Origin of the sequence: Sciscionella sediminilitoris, from assembly GCF_000737195.2 — a bacterium.
Taxonomy (GTDB): Bacteria; Actinomycetota; Actinomycetes; order Mycobacteriales; family Pseudonocardiaceae; genus Sciscionella; species Sciscionella sediminilitoris.
The window spans coordinates 31,790-45,728 of sequence record NZ_JALM01000099.1; the positions used below are offsets into that span (position 1 = coordinate 31,790).

13 protein-coding genes, 1 tRNA gene and 1 other RNA gene are annotated in these 13,939 nt (G+C 68.5%); 5 read left to right on the plus strand and 10 right to left on the minus strand.

Annotation, left to right across the window (positions count from 1 at the left end):
- On the plus strand, positions 1-435 hold the full coding sequence (locus AD72_RS29960) for a signal peptidase II (RefSeq protein ID WP_156365424.1): 435 nt from the start codon (positions 1-3) through the stop codon (positions 433-435).
- Between the two features lie 6 nt (positions 436-441).
- Here the strand turns inward: AD72_RS29960 and AD72_RS29965 are convergent, their stop codons facing one another.
- The 3 genes from AD72_RS29965 to AD72_RS29975 are packed head-to-tail and all read right to left on the minus strand — an operon-like array spanning position 442 to position 3,613.
- Positions 442-1,146, minus strand: coding sequence for a TetR/AcrR family transcriptional regulator (locus AD72_RS29965; protein ID WP_031469990.1), 705 nt, complete (start codon positions 1,144-1,146; stop codon positions 442-444).
- Positions 1,147-1,197: 51 nt separating this feature from the next.
- Positions 1,198-2,583 (minus strand): sugar porter family MFS transporter, encoded by a 1,386-nt coding sequence (locus AD72_RS29970; protein ID WP_082469228.1) that lies wholly within the window; start codon positions 2,581-2,583, stop codon positions 1,198-1,200.
- A complete protein-coding gene (locus AD72_RS29975) occupies positions 2,576-3,613 on the minus strand; it encodes a Gfo/Idh/MocA family protein (RefSeq protein ID WP_082469229.1) in 1,038 nt (345 codons plus the stop codon). Before AD72_RS29975 ends, AD72_RS29970 begins: the two co-directional genes overlap by 8 nt.
- Before the next feature lie 155 nt (positions 3,614-3,768).
- On the opposite strand from AD72_RS29975, the gene AD72_RS29980 reads away from it, so the two are divergent.
- Positions 3,769-4,953, plus strand: a complete 1,185-nt coding sequence (locus AD72_RS29980; RefSeq protein WP_031469993.1) for an ROK family transcriptional regulator — start codon at positions 3,769-3,771, stop codon at positions 4,951-4,953.
- Positions 4,954-4,957: 4 nt separating this feature from the next.
- Here the strand turns inward: AD72_RS29980 and AD72_RS29985 are convergent, their stop codons facing one another.
- From AD72_RS29985 to ffs, 3 genes are all read right to left on the minus strand, one after another.
- The gene (locus tag AD72_RS29985) at positions 4,958-7,039 is read right to left on the minus strand and encodes a DNA polymerase III subunit gamma and tau (RefSeq protein ID WP_156365425.1); all 2,082 of its coding nucleotides are present in this window, start codon (positions 7,037-7,039) and stop codon (positions 4,958-4,960) included.
- A gap of 10 nt (positions 7,040-7,049) precedes the next feature.
- Complete coding sequence (locus AD72_RS29990; protein ID WP_031469995.1) at positions 7,050-8,459, minus strand: aminopeptidase P family protein; 1,410 nt, start codon at positions 8,457-8,459, stop codon at positions 7,050-7,052.
- 24 nt (positions 8,460-8,483) lie between these two features.
- Positions 8,484-8,578: signal recognition particle sRNA small type (ffs, locus tag AD72_RS35295), an RNA gene on the minus strand.
- A gap of 71 nt (positions 8,579-8,649) precedes the next feature.
- Here ffs and AD72_RS29995 point away from each other — a divergent pair.
- Together AD72_RS29995 and AD72_RS30000 are read left to right on the plus strand one after the other, a co-directional pair.
- Positions 8,650-8,734: transfer RNA gene (locus tag AD72_RS29995), tRNA-Ser, on the plus strand.
- A gap of 159 nt (positions 8,735-8,893) precedes the next feature.
- Positions 8,894-9,682, plus strand: coding sequence for a VOC family protein (locus AD72_RS30000; RefSeq protein WP_031469996.1), 789 nt, complete (start codon positions 8,894-8,896; stop codon positions 9,680-9,682).
- Here AD72_RS30000 and AD72_RS30005 read toward each other — a convergent pair.
- The 3 genes from AD72_RS30005 to AD72_RS30015 form a co-directional block, all read right to left on the minus strand.
- A complete protein-coding gene (locus AD72_RS30005; protein WP_031469997.1) occupies positions 9,679-11,505 on the minus strand; it encodes an endonuclease/exonuclease/phosphatase family protein in 1,827 nt (608 codons plus the stop codon). The two genes, AD72_RS30000 and AD72_RS30005, sit on opposite strands and share 4 nt — an antisense overlap.
- A 13-nt stretch (positions 11,506-11,518) precedes the next feature.
- Positions 11,519-11,722, minus strand: a complete 204-nt coding sequence (locus tag AD72_RS30010) for a cold-shock protein (RefSeq protein WP_020499410.1) — start codon at positions 11,720-11,722, stop codon at positions 11,519-11,521.
- A 215-nt stretch (positions 11,723-11,937) separates the two neighbouring features.
- Positions 11,938-12,615, minus strand: coding sequence for a TetR/AcrR family transcriptional regulator (locus tag AD72_RS30015; RefSeq protein ID WP_031469998.1), 678 nt, complete (start codon positions 12,613-12,615; stop codon positions 11,938-11,940).
- Between the two features lie 93 nt (positions 12,616-12,708).
- Between AD72_RS30015 and AD72_RS30020 the strand changes: the two genes are divergently transcribed.
- Positions 12,709-13,386, plus strand: coding sequence for an SCP2 sterol-binding domain-containing protein (locus tag AD72_RS30020; RefSeq protein WP_031469999.1), 678 nt, complete (start codon positions 12,709-12,711; stop codon positions 13,384-13,386).
- Positions 13,387-13,391: 5 nt separating this feature from the next.
- On the opposite strand, the gene AD72_RS30025 is transcribed toward AD72_RS30020, so the two are convergent.
- The gene (locus AD72_RS30025) at positions 13,392-13,880 is read right to left on the minus strand and encodes an FxsA family protein (protein WP_031470000.1); all 489 of its coding nucleotides are present in this window, start codon (positions 13,878-13,880) and stop codon (positions 13,392-13,394) included.
- Between the last annotated feature and the right edge of the window lie 59 nt (positions 13,881-13,939).

Below are 13,939 nucleotides of genomic sequence, written 5' to 3' on the forward strand. Positions count from 1 at the left end.
ATGTCGAATCCGGATGGCAGGGAACACGGCAACCGGATGGGGAATGCCGCCGAAGTTGCCTGGGACGTTAATCGAGTCCGCAAGTACATCACCTACAGCGCCATCGTGTGGATTGTCGGCTCGGTGATCGGCCTCACCTCCGCTGTCGTCGGTGCGCTCCTGATCCAGGACGCCACGTTGACCGGGATCCTGGTGGGGATCAGCGCGGTGCAAACAGTTCTGGCCATTCCCGCGGCGATCGTGTTGCACCGCACCCACGCGAACTGGGCCCGAATCCTGCTATGGATCCTGGCGTTGCTCTCCATCGCTTCCCTGTATCAGAGCTTGAAGGCAGGAGCATGGCCATCGTTGATCCTCAACCTGGTTCTCGGCTCGACCCTCGGCACGCTGTCCGATCGTCATGTCCGTGACGCCTGCCGATACCGAACCCGATAGCCCGCTTTATTGACCCTGCACAGCGGTGATTCCGGCGAGCACGAGATCGATTCCGGCGAGGAACTGTTCGCGGTCGTCGTGTTCGCGGGCCTGATCGGCGACGGCGCGGGTGAAGGGGTATTCCTCGGGGTCGAGTTCTTCCCATGCCTTGGCTACGGCTTCGACGAATTCGGCGCGTTCGTCCTCGGTTCGAAGGAGGCGGACGCTTGCGGCGTTGGCGGCGTTCTGTCCGGCGGCGCCGAGTATGTAGTGCACGAGCCCGGATGTCGCGGTGAACCAGTTTTCCTTGGGCACACCGAGTTCCCGCACTTGCCTGCCGATGCTTTCGAAGATTCGCGGGGTGACGGGTCCCCATGGTTTGCGGGAGAACTGGGCGGCGAGCTGGGGGGCCAGCCAGGGGTGCCGGTCGATGGCCTCGAACAGGCCGAGCGCGATGGCGCGGATCCGGTCCCGCGGTGAATCCGCCTGCTCAGCGGGTTCCGCGGCAAGCGCGGCGGTGATGACCCCATCGGTGGCGGCTTCGAGCAGTTCGCCTTTGTTCGCCACATGCCAGTAGATCGCCCCCGGACCGGTGGCGAGGCGCTCGGTCAGTGCCCGGAAGGTCAGCCCGCCATCGCCTGCCGAATCGAGCAGTTCGACGGCGACCTCGATGATGCGCTCGCGCGAGAGCGCTTCGGTGCGCCGCTGCGTCCGGCCCGCCCGCGTTGCCATGCAACCAGTCTGACACACCTGGAGCGTCGTTCCAACCAGGCGGAACACGGCTCAGCGCTGCACGGCGCTCGGCCACTGCCCGTTGTTGTTCCAGTAGTCGCGGATTTCCTCCAGGGTGCGGTGTTTGGTTTCCGGTGCCATCCGGTGCATGAAGATCCACGCGGCGACCGAGAGCACCATGAAGACACCGAACGCCCAGGCGCCACCGAGCGCGTCGAGCATTCCGGGGAAGGCGAAAGTGGCGATGAGGTTGGCGATGAAGTCGGTGATCAGCAGTGCCGCGGCGCCGACACTGCGGAGTTTGGCGGGGAAAGCCTCACCGCAGTAGACCCAGATCAGCGAACCGATACCGAAGTAGAAACCGACGTAGAACAGGCCGATCGCGCCCACCGCAACGTATCCCATCGCCCCCGACGGTCCGCTGGCGAACACGATCATCATCACCGCGTGCCCGATGATCATGCCCGCGCCGCCGAGCAGCAGGGGCCTGCGGCGGCCCCAGCGATCGACGACGAGCATGGAAAGCACGACACCGACGATGGAGAACACCTGCACGATCGCGGACACCAGGATGGAGTTCGATGCGCTGCTGATTCCGGCCTGCTGGAAGATCAGCGGGCTGTAGTACAGGATCGTATTGGTGCCGGTGATCTGCACGAAGAAACCGAAACCGATGACGAACAGGGTTGCCCGCGCATACTGACGGGTGAAGATCTCCCGGAACCGCCCGGTCTCCCCACCCGCCACATCGGCGCGGATATCGGCGAGGCGCTGCTCGGCGACATCCGGATCGATGCGGCGCAAGGTGTCGAGCGCGTCCTCGAACCGGCCCCGCATGGCATACCAGCGCGGGCTGTCCGGGAACCGGATGATCGCGGCGAGCACGGCGACCGCGGGAATCGCGGAGAGGCCGAGCATGAGCTCCCAGGAACCGCTGTCCGCCAGCCCCCAGTCGACGAGCAGCGAGATCACCACACCCGCCGAGGTGAAGAACTGGTACGAGGTACCGAGTTTGCCGCGCTGATGTTCCTGGGCGAATTCGGAGATGAAGATCGGGGCGACCACAGTGGACAGTCCGATCGTGACACCGAGGAACAGGCGCACGACGGTCAGCCACACGATGCCCCACGGCACCGCACTGAGCGCGGCGAACAGGGCGAACCCGATGGTGATCACGACCATGGTGTGTTTACGGCCGAGCGAATTCGCCATACGTGGCCCGATGATCGCGCCGAACAGGCTGCCCACCACGACGATCGAGGTGATCACCGAAACCCACAGCGTGCTCAGCTGGTACTGCTGCTTGAGCACGACAAGCGCACCACCGATGGAACCGCTGTCGTAGCCGTAGATCACGCCGATGACCGCGGCGATGAGCGCCACCCGGGTGCCCAGCCGCGTTGTGGTGCGGGAGTTTCCGGCGAGCATCTCAGGCATGGGACACCGCGCTCGTTCCGGCCAGGCTCGGGGTGATCGGTGTCGGCGCACCGGTTTCGAGCGATTCGAGGATCGCGAGCACCACGTCGGTCACCATCGCGCCGTCGGCAATCCCCGGTCCGACGGGAGCGCCATCCAGCAATCGCGCGGCGAAGGACTGGACCATCCAGGTCGGCGGGCCCTGCAACCGCCCGTCGAGTTCCCCGCCGAGCAGCCCCGGCCAGCTGTAGTCCTCGGCGGCCAGGCGCACACTCTGGTCCTGCAGGTCCACATCCACAGCGGCCTCGGTGCCGACGACCTGGTACTTGAAGTCCACAATGGACGGTTCGGAATCGGGCAGCACCCAGGTCGAGGTGAGGTTCGCGGTGGTGCCGTCGGCGAAGGTCAGCAAGGCGTGGATGACATCCCAGGTGTCGATACCGAGCGAGGCCAGTCGGCCGCGCGAACCACGGGCGACCACCGAGGTGATCGCCTTGTCCGCGACCCAGCCCGCGGCATCCACGGTGTGGCTCATCAGGAACCACGCGGGCGAGGACTTCGCCGCCCAGGACAGCATTTCCCTTGGCACGTAATAGGTATTGGACAACAGGATGTTCTGGGTGAGCACCTCGCCGAACCGCCCCGCAGCGGAGAGCTCGCGCAGCCGCCGGATCGCCGGGTTCCACCGGTTCTCGAACCCGACGAGGCACTGCACGCCCGCCGCCTCCACCGCCTCGTGGATCGCGCGAATGTCCTCGCGGGTGGTGGCGAGCGGTTTCTCGATCAGCAGGTGCGCACCGGCCTGCGCGCTGTCCACCGCCACATCCCGGTGCGCGAAGTCCGGAGTCGCCACGATCACCGCGTCCAGTTCGGAGTCCGCGAGCATCCGCCGATGATCGGTGAACGCGGCCGCGCCGAACTCCTCGCCGAGCTGCCGTGCGCTGGACTCGTCGAGGTCGCACACCGCGGCCACCCGGACCCCGGGTGCCTCACCCAGCGAACGGGCGTACATCCGGCCACGAATCCCGCTTCCGACGATGCCGAACCTCATCACAGCCACCTCGCTACAGCCACATTGCCTTGGATCCCAGTATGTTTACTCTCTGAACTAACCTAGGTCAAGAGCTCACTCACAATGACTCTGGCCAGCCAATTCGCTACGTTGTATGTTGAATACGGAACAAAACCAGCGAGGCGAGGGGTCGAATGGCAGCCGAGGCACCGTTGATCTCGCCCACGGTGGCCAGCGAGGTCAACCGGGCGCGGATCATGCAGGCCCTCTACGACACCGGACCGCTCTCCCGCGCCGAACTCGCCCGGCTGACCGGGGTCTCCCGCGCCACGATCGGCAGTATCACCGGGCAACTGATCGACAACGGCTTGCTCGCCGAGGGGGAGAGCCGGCCGAGCAGCGCGGCGGGCGGCAAGCCCTCACGGCCGCTCTGGTTCGCCGAGAACGCCCCGCCGATCGCGAGCGCACACCTGTTGCCCGGCACCGTCGAGGCCGCGCTCATCAGCGCCGGGGGCACCCTGCTCGCTCACACCCGGCGCGAGTACGACGTTCGGGTTCCCGGCGGCACGCCCGCGCTCGAAGCGCTCACCGAGGCGCTCACCGAGATCCGCGCGGCGGGTAGCACGGAACCGATGGGGATCGGGGTCGCGATCGGCGGCATGGTCGACACCGACAGCGGCAGCATCGTGCACATCGCGCTGGCTCCCGCGCTCGACGGGCTGCCCGTCGCCGAGCATCTGCGCACCACGCTTGGACTGCCCACCTGGATCGACGTGCATCCCCGGGTACAGGCGCTCGGGGACCGCTGGTTCGGCCAGGGACGCGGCCGGTCCGGTTTCGCCTCCCTCTACACCGGCGAGGCACTCGGCGTCGGCCTGGTCATTGGCGGCAGCGTGCACCGCGGACCGGGCGGAACGGGCGGCGAGGTCGGCCACACCACCGTCGATCTGCACGGGAAACCGTGCCACTGCGGACGAACCGGCTGTTGGGAGACCATCGCCACGCACACCTGGCTACGCACCGAGGCCCTGGAAAAGGGGCTGCCCGGAGCCGCCACCCTCACCGCGGGACCGCTCGCCCGCCTCGCGGCACGCGATCATCCGCACGCCGCCGAACTTCTCGACGAGTACGCCCGCAATCTCGCCATCGGCATGGCGAATCTCCATCAGACCTTCGCCCCGGGACTGTTCATCCTGCACGGGGACGCCGTGGCCGCGGGCGAAACCCTGCGCGGTCGCATCGAGCACCATCTGCACCGCGGCATTCCGCCGCATCCGGCAGGACCGCCTCAGGTCGCGTTCACCAATCTCGATGACCACGCCACGCTCCTCGGCGCGGCCGGGCTCGTGCTCTCGCACACGCTGCACATCGCGATCTGAGCGCTTATTCGTCCCCGCCGATCTTGCGCGCGCCGAGATGTTCGGTGAGCAGATCGATCGCCTCGTCCTCCGGGGTCCGCTGGTTCGCCCGTTCCTCATCGGTCATCGGGCGCGCGGCCTCGGCGAGCATGGACTCGTCGTCCATCGGTTCGGGTGGCTCGGGCGGTTCCGGCTCGGGCTCCGGCGGCGGGGGTTCCGGATCGGGTTCCCGGCGCTGGGTGCGCTTGGGCGGTTCGAAGCTCGGCTTCTGCTTCGGCGGCGCCGCCTGCTGAGCCGGTGCCGCGGCATCACCGTGCACCCAGCGCACCTGCCAGGTTCCGCCGAGCGCGTCGGTGAGCGCGGCGGCGACGACCTCCACGTTGTGCGGTTCGGACAGCCGTCGTACGAGCGGCGCCGCCGGATGGGCGAGCACGATCGTGTTGCCCTCGACGGACTGCACGGTTGCCGCGGCGAGCATCGCCTGCACGGGGCGGCTGCGTTCACGGAGCGCGGAGGTCACCTCGGACCACACGCTGCGCACCCCGGCCGCGTCCATGGTCCCGGTGCTCGTCGGCGGGACCTGACCGGCGACCGGTTCCGGATCGGGCGCCCGGACCGGCTCGGGTTCCGGTGCGGGTTCGGGGCGTGGTGCGGGTTCGGGTTGCGGCTCCGGGGCGGGCTCGGGTGTGCTCGCCGCCACCGGCTCGGGCTGCGGCACCGCGGGTTCCGGCGCTGCGGACTCTGGGGCTGCGGGCTCGGGGGCGGGTTCGGATACTGCGGGTTCGGGCGCGGGTTCCGGTGCCGGAGGTTCCGGTGCCGCCGGAGCAGCAGCCGGTTCCGGAGCGGGGGCCGCGGCCGCCCGCTCACTCGGGCGCTGATACTTGGGCCGTTCCGGCGGGGCCTGCTCCTGCGCCTGTCCCGGCTGTGCCGCCGCGGCCGGAACCCCGGCGGCGACCCGTCGCTCCAGACGCTCGACCCGTTGCAGCACAGCGGATTCCGTGTCACTGGAGGAGGGCAGCAACATCCGTGAGCACAGCAGCTCGAGCAGCAGCCGGGGAGCGGTGGCCCCGCGCATCTCGGTGAGCCCGGTGTGCAGGATCTCGGCGTACCTGGTCAGGGTGGCCTGCCCGAGGTCACGCGCCTGCTTGTCCATGGTGGCCAGCTGGTCCTCGGGCACCGCGACCAGACCGCGCTCCGCGGCACCGGGCACCGCCTGCAGCAGCAACAGATCACGGAACCGGTCGAGCAGATCGGAGGCGAACCGGCGCGGATCGTGCCCCGCCTCCACGACCCGTTCCACGGTGCCGAACACGCTCGAACCATCGGTCGCGGCGAGCCCGTCGACCAGCGAGTCGAGCAGCGTGACATCGGTGACCCCGAGCAGCGCGACCGCGCGCTCGTAGGTGACCCCGTCCGGACCGGCACCGGCGAGCAGCTGGTCGAGCACCGACTGGGTGTCCCGTGCCGAGCCCCCGCCCGCGCGGATCACCAGCGGGTACACGGCCGGTTCGACCGGAATCCCCTCGGCCTCGCAGTTCTTTTCGAGCAGCGCCCGCATCGGCTTCGGCGGGATCAGCCGGAACGGATAGTGGTGCGTCCGCGAACGGATGGTCGGGAGCACCTTGTCCGGTTCGGTGGTCGCGAAGATGAAGATCAGGTGTTCCGGCGGTTCCTCGACGATCTTGAGCAGGGCGTTGAATCCCTGCGTGGTGACCATGTGCGCCTCGTCGACGACGAACACCCGGTAGCGCGATTCGGCGGGCGCGTAGAAAGCCTTGTCCCGCAGTTCGCGCGCATCGTCCACACCGCCGTGCGAGGCCGCGTCGAGCTCGACCACATCCACCGAACCGGGACCGTTCGGGGCGAGCGCGATACAGGAATTGCACTCCCCGCACGGCTCGTCGGTCGGGCCCGCCGCACAGTTCAGCGAGCGGGCGAGGATGCGCGCGCTCGAGGTCTTCCCGCAGCCGCGCGGGCCGGAGAACAGGTAGGCGTGATTGATCCGCCCGGCACGCAGCGAGGCCCGCAGCGGTTCGGTGACGTGCTCCTGACCGACAACCTGGGCGAAAGTTGCCGGGCGATACTTACGGTAGAGAGCCAGAACCACGTCAGCGAGCCTACCGAAGCCCGCTGACCCAGTCCTCGATGCCGTTCGCGGTAATCGGCAGCCCGTCGGAGAGCACCCGGTTGCCGGTCCCGGTCACCACGAGGTCGTCCTCGATGCGCACCCCGATCCCGCGCAGTTCCTCGGGGACGGTGAGGTCGTTCGGGTGGAAGTACAGCCCCGGTTCCACGGTCAGCGCCATCCCGGCCTCGAGCTTGCCGTCGTGGTACGCCTCGGCGCTGGAGCGGGCGCAGTCGTGCACGTCGATGCCGAGGAAGTGGCCGACCCCGCACACGATGTAGCGGCGGTGCTGCTGCCCCTTCGCCTCGAGCGATTCGGCGACGCTGACCGGAAGCAATCCCCAGTCGTGCAGCCCGGTGGCGAGCACCTCCATGGCCTTGCGCTGGAACGCCCGGTACTCCGCGCCCGGTTTCACCTCGGCCATCGCGGCCACGTGCGCCTCGTGCACGAGTTCGTAGACCTTGCGCTGGGCCTCGCTGAACGTCCCGGAAACGGGGAAGGTGCGGGTCACATCGGCGGTGTAGAAGGAGTTCATCTCCACCCCGGCGTCCAGCAGCACCGCGGCGTCCTCGGTGAGCGCGCCGTCGTTGCGCACCCAGTGCAGCACCGGCGCGTGCGGTCCGGCGGCGACGATCGAGGCGTACCCGACGCCGTTGCCCTCGGTGCGCGCCCTGCGGTCGAAGGTGCCCTGCAGCCAGCGCTCCCCGCCGTGCCGCAGCGCCTCCGGGATCGCGCGGGCGACATCCGCGAACGCGAGATTGGTCGCGTCCACGGCGGCCTGCAACTGGCCGATCTCCCAGTCGTCCTTGATGCGGCGCAGTTCGGCGAGCACCTGGCGCAGCTCCGCGCCGTCCCCGAGCACCAGCGCGTCCAGCAGCGGCTCGATGCCCCTGGTCGCGAGCACCGGCGGGTAGTTGCCGCGCAGCGCGTTCGGCAGCTCCTCGATGGGGCGGCAGGTGATGCCGAGTGCCTGTTCCCATTCGGCGAGCCCGGGAACCGCACCGATCCACAGCTCGCCGTCCCGGGCGCTGGCGAAGAAGTCCGCCTCGCTCGGGCCCGCCGGGGCACGCAGGTAGAGCACCGCGTCGTGGCGGTCCCCGCTCGGGTGCATGACCAGCACGGATCCCTCGGCGCGGCAGCCGGTGAGCCACACGAAGTCCGAGTCCGGCCGGAAGTCGAAGTCGGTGTCGTTCGCCCGGACCGGCGCCCGCCCTGCCGCGACCGCGATCCGCTGCCCGGCGAATTCGTGGGACAGGCGCGCCCGGTGCTCGGCCGCCGCAGCGGCCTGCCCGTCGAGCACGCTCGGCGTCCGGTCGGCGGCGCCCCAGCCACCCGCGACGAACTCGCGGAACCCATCCGCCTCGGTCAGCTTGCTCGGATCCCGGCGTGCTGGACGGTTCACCTGTGCCCCCTGTGTGTAGGCAAAAAAAGGGGACCCCGTGCACCCGCCAGAGCCCGCTTATCCTTGCTGCCTTCCGGCCCTGGGGAGGTTCACAGGATGGACGCCGCACGAGGTCCGCCATCAAGTGTAGTCACCATCGGCTGTCGATGCCCATGTGGGTGCGCGAAACCCGGCGCGTATACTTCTTCGCGGAGGATTCGCCTAGTGGCCTAGGGCGCACGCTTGGAACGCGTGTTGGGTTAACACCCTCGCGGGTTCAAATCCCGCATCCTCCGCCCTGAGCCGAGGGCCCGGTGCTCGAGCACCGGGCCCTTCCGGCCGGGACCAAAGTCATCCCTTGCTTCACCGGCCGGTTTTCGTCGGTGCCCGGGTCTATCTTCGACACACCAGCCCGGCGGCGAGCAGCCGGGCGCGTATCGCAACGGAGCGAGAAGATGACCATCGGCGAACGTGTATTCGCACCGGGGACACCCTGTTGGATCGACCTGTTCACCTCGGACAAGCAACGGGCGAGACAGTTCTACGAGGGCCTGCTCGGCTGGGCGGTGGACCCGGACAACGAGGAGTTCGGCGGGTACTCGAGCGCCCGCGCGGACGGGGCTCAGGTCGCCGGTCTGATGGGGCACGATCCCAGCGACGGTATCCCGGACTCCTGGAGCACCTACTTCGCGACCGCGGACATCGGGGCGTCCGCCGCGGCCGCGAGCGAGCACGGGGCGACGGTGACCGTCGAACCGATGCCGGTCGGCGACCTCGGCAAGATGGCGGTGCTCACCGATCCGCTCGGCGCGGCGTTCGGCCTCTGGGAACCGGGGAGTTTCAACGGTTTCGAGAAGGTGGCGGAGAACCAGTCGGTGGTGTGGACGGAGTACCACAGCGCCGATTTCCAGCGGTCCGTGGACTTCTACGCCCAGGTACTCGGGGGCGTGTTCGAGTCGATGGCCGACAGCGAGGAGTTCCGCTACTCGACCATGCGTATCGGCGAGAACATCGTGGCGGGTATGGCGGATCTGCGCACCATGGAACCCGATCCGCGCACCTCGCGGTGGCTGAACTACTTCGGCATCGAGGACGTGGACGGCGCACTGGCCCGGGTTCCCGAGCTCGGCGGGACGGTGCTCAGCGCCGCCGCGGACAGCCCGCACGGCAGGCTCGCCGATGTGGCCGACCCGACCGGCGCCGCGTTCCGGCTCATCGATCCCAGCAGGGCGACCACCACTTAGCGCCGCGGCCGCAGGCGGGCCACCTGGGGATCGTGATCGGAGACCTGATCGGCGAACTCCGCGTTGAGGTGCACGATGTCGTAATCCGGCCTGCCAAGGCCCGGACTGGTGAGGATGTGATCGAGGACCTGCGAATTCCCTTGGTACACATAGGAATACCGCTGCGCGGGCGGCAGCGTGTCGACCAGGTCGGTCAGGGCGCCGCCGGTGGTGAGGGTGCGCACGGCCGGTGAGAACTGGTAGTCGTTCAGGTCGCCGAGCACGACGATGTTCGCGAGCGGATCCTTGGCCTCGAGCTCACCGACGAACCCGCGCACGAGCCCGGCCTGGGCGAGCCGTTGCGATTCGGAGGACCGCTGGGGTGGTTGGTAGCGACCGGCGAGCGGCTGGTCGCCGCCCTTGGAGTTGAAGTGGTTGCCGACGACGAACACGCGTCGACCGCGGAAGAGGAACTCACCGGCGAGCGGTTTCCTGCTGTCCAGCCAGGCCGAGTCGCGCGGCGCGATCCGGCCGGGAGAAGCGGAGAGCTCCGGCCTTCCGGGCTTGCCGAGCACCCGCACGGGTTCGGTCGCCGAACCACCCGGACGGTCCACAAAGGACACTCGCGCGGGGTTGTAGAGGAACACATTGCGGATGTTCCCGCCCGGCTGGCCGCCATCGGCTCCGTCGGCCGGATCGATCTGGCGCCACCGGTAGCGCGGGCCGCCGGCGGCCGCGATCGCCTCGGTGAACTTGTCCAGGGTGACTCCGGCGGAGGTGACCCCGTCATCGGTCGGTCCGTCGTCGTCCTGGATCTCCTCGAGCGAGACGATGTCCGGCCCAGCGAGGTTGCCTGCGATCCCCTCGGCCAGCCGGTCGAACTTGGCCGGATCATCTTGCGGGGAAAGGTTTTCCACGTTGTAGGTGGCGACCGCGAGCTCATCGCTGCCCTGCGCCCGGGTCGTCTCCCGCGCCAGGCCGCCGTGCCGTAAGGCGCCGAGCCGTGCCGCGCGCAGCTCGTAGCCGCCGAACTGCGAGTAGCCGAGCGGGCCGACGGTCAGGCCACCGAGCCGGTCACCGATATCGGCCGCGGGCAAGGGTGCGGTTCCGGGGAGCGGGCTCACCAGCAGCCGTCCCGAATTGGGCCGCGCATAGGACCCGTAACGGGTACCCCCGCGCGGGGTCGGGTTGTCCCGTTCGCGCGCGGTCACCCACAACTCGCCGTGTGAGTTGGTCGGCCCGACCACCCGCGCATCGCGCACCGCGACGAGTTCGCTCTCGTGCGCCTTGTAGAAATCGAGCGCGTACCGATCGGGGCGCAGCTGGTGGTATTCGATGCTGCGGCCACCGGCGGACGCGGTGAACGCACGGGGCACCGTGTGCTGATCGAGCAGGACCGGGGGAGGAACCGGAGCGCTCCCGGTCACCGTCCAGGAGGCCGCGGTGATCTCGGTGAGCGGCAGATCGAGGCTGCGTTCCGGGGCCGCATCGGCGAAGTAGTCGGTGACCGTGCCGGACACGCTGACCACGTCCCCGGTCCGCACCCGAGGAGTCTGCGCACCGGTGAGAACGAACAGCGCGGAGCTCGACCGCGCGGCGCGGGCGGGGTTCGCGAAGGTGAACCCCCGCGCCTTTCCCTGTGTGGTGACCGAAGTCACAACTCCGCGCACGTTCGCGACCCGCTGCCCGTCATAGGGCGAACGGAAGGTCGTGCCGTGGATCTGCTGGATACTCGGCGCCTCGCTCGCCACCGCCGAAGGTGCCGCGGTCACCGTGCCGGCGAGCAGCAGGGCGCACACGAAAAACCCCCGGCGAATCGGAATCCGCCGGGGGTTTCTCATCATGCGAAGTTCGGTATCAGAGGGCGCGAACGTTCTGCGCCTGCGGACCCTTCTGGCCCTGACCGACCTCGAACTCAACGCGCTGGTTCTCCTCGAGGGTGCGGAAGCCGCTGCCCTGGATCTCCGAGTAGTGCACGAATACGTCCGAGCCGCCGCCCTCCGGGGAAATGAAGCCGTAGCCCTTTTCCGCGTTGAACCACTTCACGGTGCCCTGTGCCACTGTTGTCTCCTCACAACATGCCGGCGAAACAATAAGAAGCCGAGGGTTACGGCTTCCTGGTCGGAGTGTCAAACCGCGACTTCTCCGAATTGACATCTGGAGGAAAGCTACGACTTACCACAATATTTTCGGACCCCCGCACATGGCGTGCACGGCGATCCGATACGACCAAGGCCATCTAACCATGAGCCAGCGGGTTTCGCCACGCCCTGAGCTCACTCATCCGCCTCCGGCGGGGGCGCCCACACCTTGCCGTCCATCAGGTTCCCGAACCCGGCCCAGACGACATTCATCATGCGCTCGGCCAGATGCCGCGCCGACTCCTGCGGATTGTCCAGCCACCAGTCGGCGAGCGACTCACCCGCGCCGACGACCGCGGCCGCCAGCGACTCACCCGTGCGCTGTGCCGCCGCGCCGATCTCGCTGTGCTCCGAACGCCCGGCGGCACTGATCACCAGTGCCGCGACGAGCTCGATCGCCCTGGTGCGCAGCAGGCGGTGCTCCGCGGCGAACGGGCCACCGTGCTCGCTCGCCTGCCGGTGCAGCACCGACCAGGAGTCCTTGTTCGCCCCGATGAACTCGAAGAAGGCCAGCACCCCGTACCAGAGTTGCTGATCGGCGGGCAGTCCCGGCTTGGCCCGGTCCGCGATCGCCACGAGCAGGCGATCGAGTTCGCGGCGGATGCACGCGGCGAACAGGTCCTCCTTCGAACCGAGGTAGGAGTAGATCATCGGCTTCGAGATCCCCGCGGTCGCGGACACCTCGTCCATCGAGGCCGCGTGGTAGCCATGCGCGGAGAACACACTCACCGCGGCGTCGAGGATCTGGCGCTCCCGAACCTCTCTCGGCAACCGCTTCGGACGCCCCGAGGCCTCCTCGTTGACCAGCTCCATTCCTCAACCCCTCGCAAGTTGCACAGGCCGATGCGTGAACACGGTACTTTACCGCCTTGAAAGCCGTACCTACTCGACAGTAAGTTTATTGGCATGGCGAACAACGACCGTGCCGAGGCGCTGGCGAACCCCGCGTCGCTGCGCACGAAGCAGCTACTCGACCTTCTGGACACGCTCGGACCGGAGAGCCCGGAGCTCGCTGCGCTCGACACCGAGGCCGTCGCGGCCAACATCGACCCCAACACGCTGGGCAAAGGCGACCTCACCCGGCTGCTGCTCGCCATCGACCGGCTGAGCTCCGGCGGCGGGAACGTGGACGTCACCCAGGTACAGCCGGCCACCTTTGCCAGGCTCATCGGCCGGGCAAGTAAAGGCCAGCTGGCCGACGTACTCGGAAAGCCGCGCCTTCGCACGGTCATCCTCGACGAGATTTTCCGCCGAATGGGTGAACACCTGCGGGCCGATCGGGCGGCGGACACCCGGGCCGTCGTGCACTGGCGCTTCACCGGCGGATCCGGAGAGGGCGGCTACGACAGGTACGAGACGGTCATCGAGAACGGCAGCTGTGCGGTCACGAAATCGCCGAATGCGCACGGGAAGGGGGCGACACCGCGGGTGAGCATCACGCTCACGCCCGCCGACTTCCTCCAGCTGATCACCGGGAAGGCCTCCGCCCCGCTGCTGTTCGTGACCGGCAAGCTCAAGGTCAAGGGCGACCTCGCGTTCGCGGCGGGGATGATGGGCCTTTTCGACCTGCCCAAGGCCGACTGACCCGGTCAGCTCGGCGGCAGCTCGATCACCGTGTGCTTGTCCGCGGGCCGGTCCTTCCGTTCGCCAGGAGTGTCCGCGGGCATGTCCACGACCTCCCCGTCCACCACGGTCCCGGTGCCCCGCATCCGTGCGGTGCGCAGACCGGGGGAGCGCCGTTCCAGCCGCCGCAGCCAGTACCCGCGCAGCAGCTTGCGGGTCGGCGGCAGCAGGAACGCGAAGCCGAGCAGATCGCTGAGGAAACCGGGCAGCATGATCGCCACCCCGCCGATCGCGATCAGCACGCCATCGGTCAGCTCCTCATGCCCCGTGCCACCCGAACGGGTCGCCGCGCCGAGCGCCGCGAACGCCCTTCGCCCCTCCCGGCGGGCCAGCCACGAACCGAGCAGCGCGCCCACGATCAGGGCGAGCAGCATCCACCAGAACCCGATCGCCCAGCTCACCGCCGCGATCGCGGCCAGTTCGAGCACCACATAGACAAGCAGAAATACGGCCACATCCGGTCAACGAACGAACCGGCCAAATCGCTCCCGAGACCTTGTGAGTGGTTGTGTTG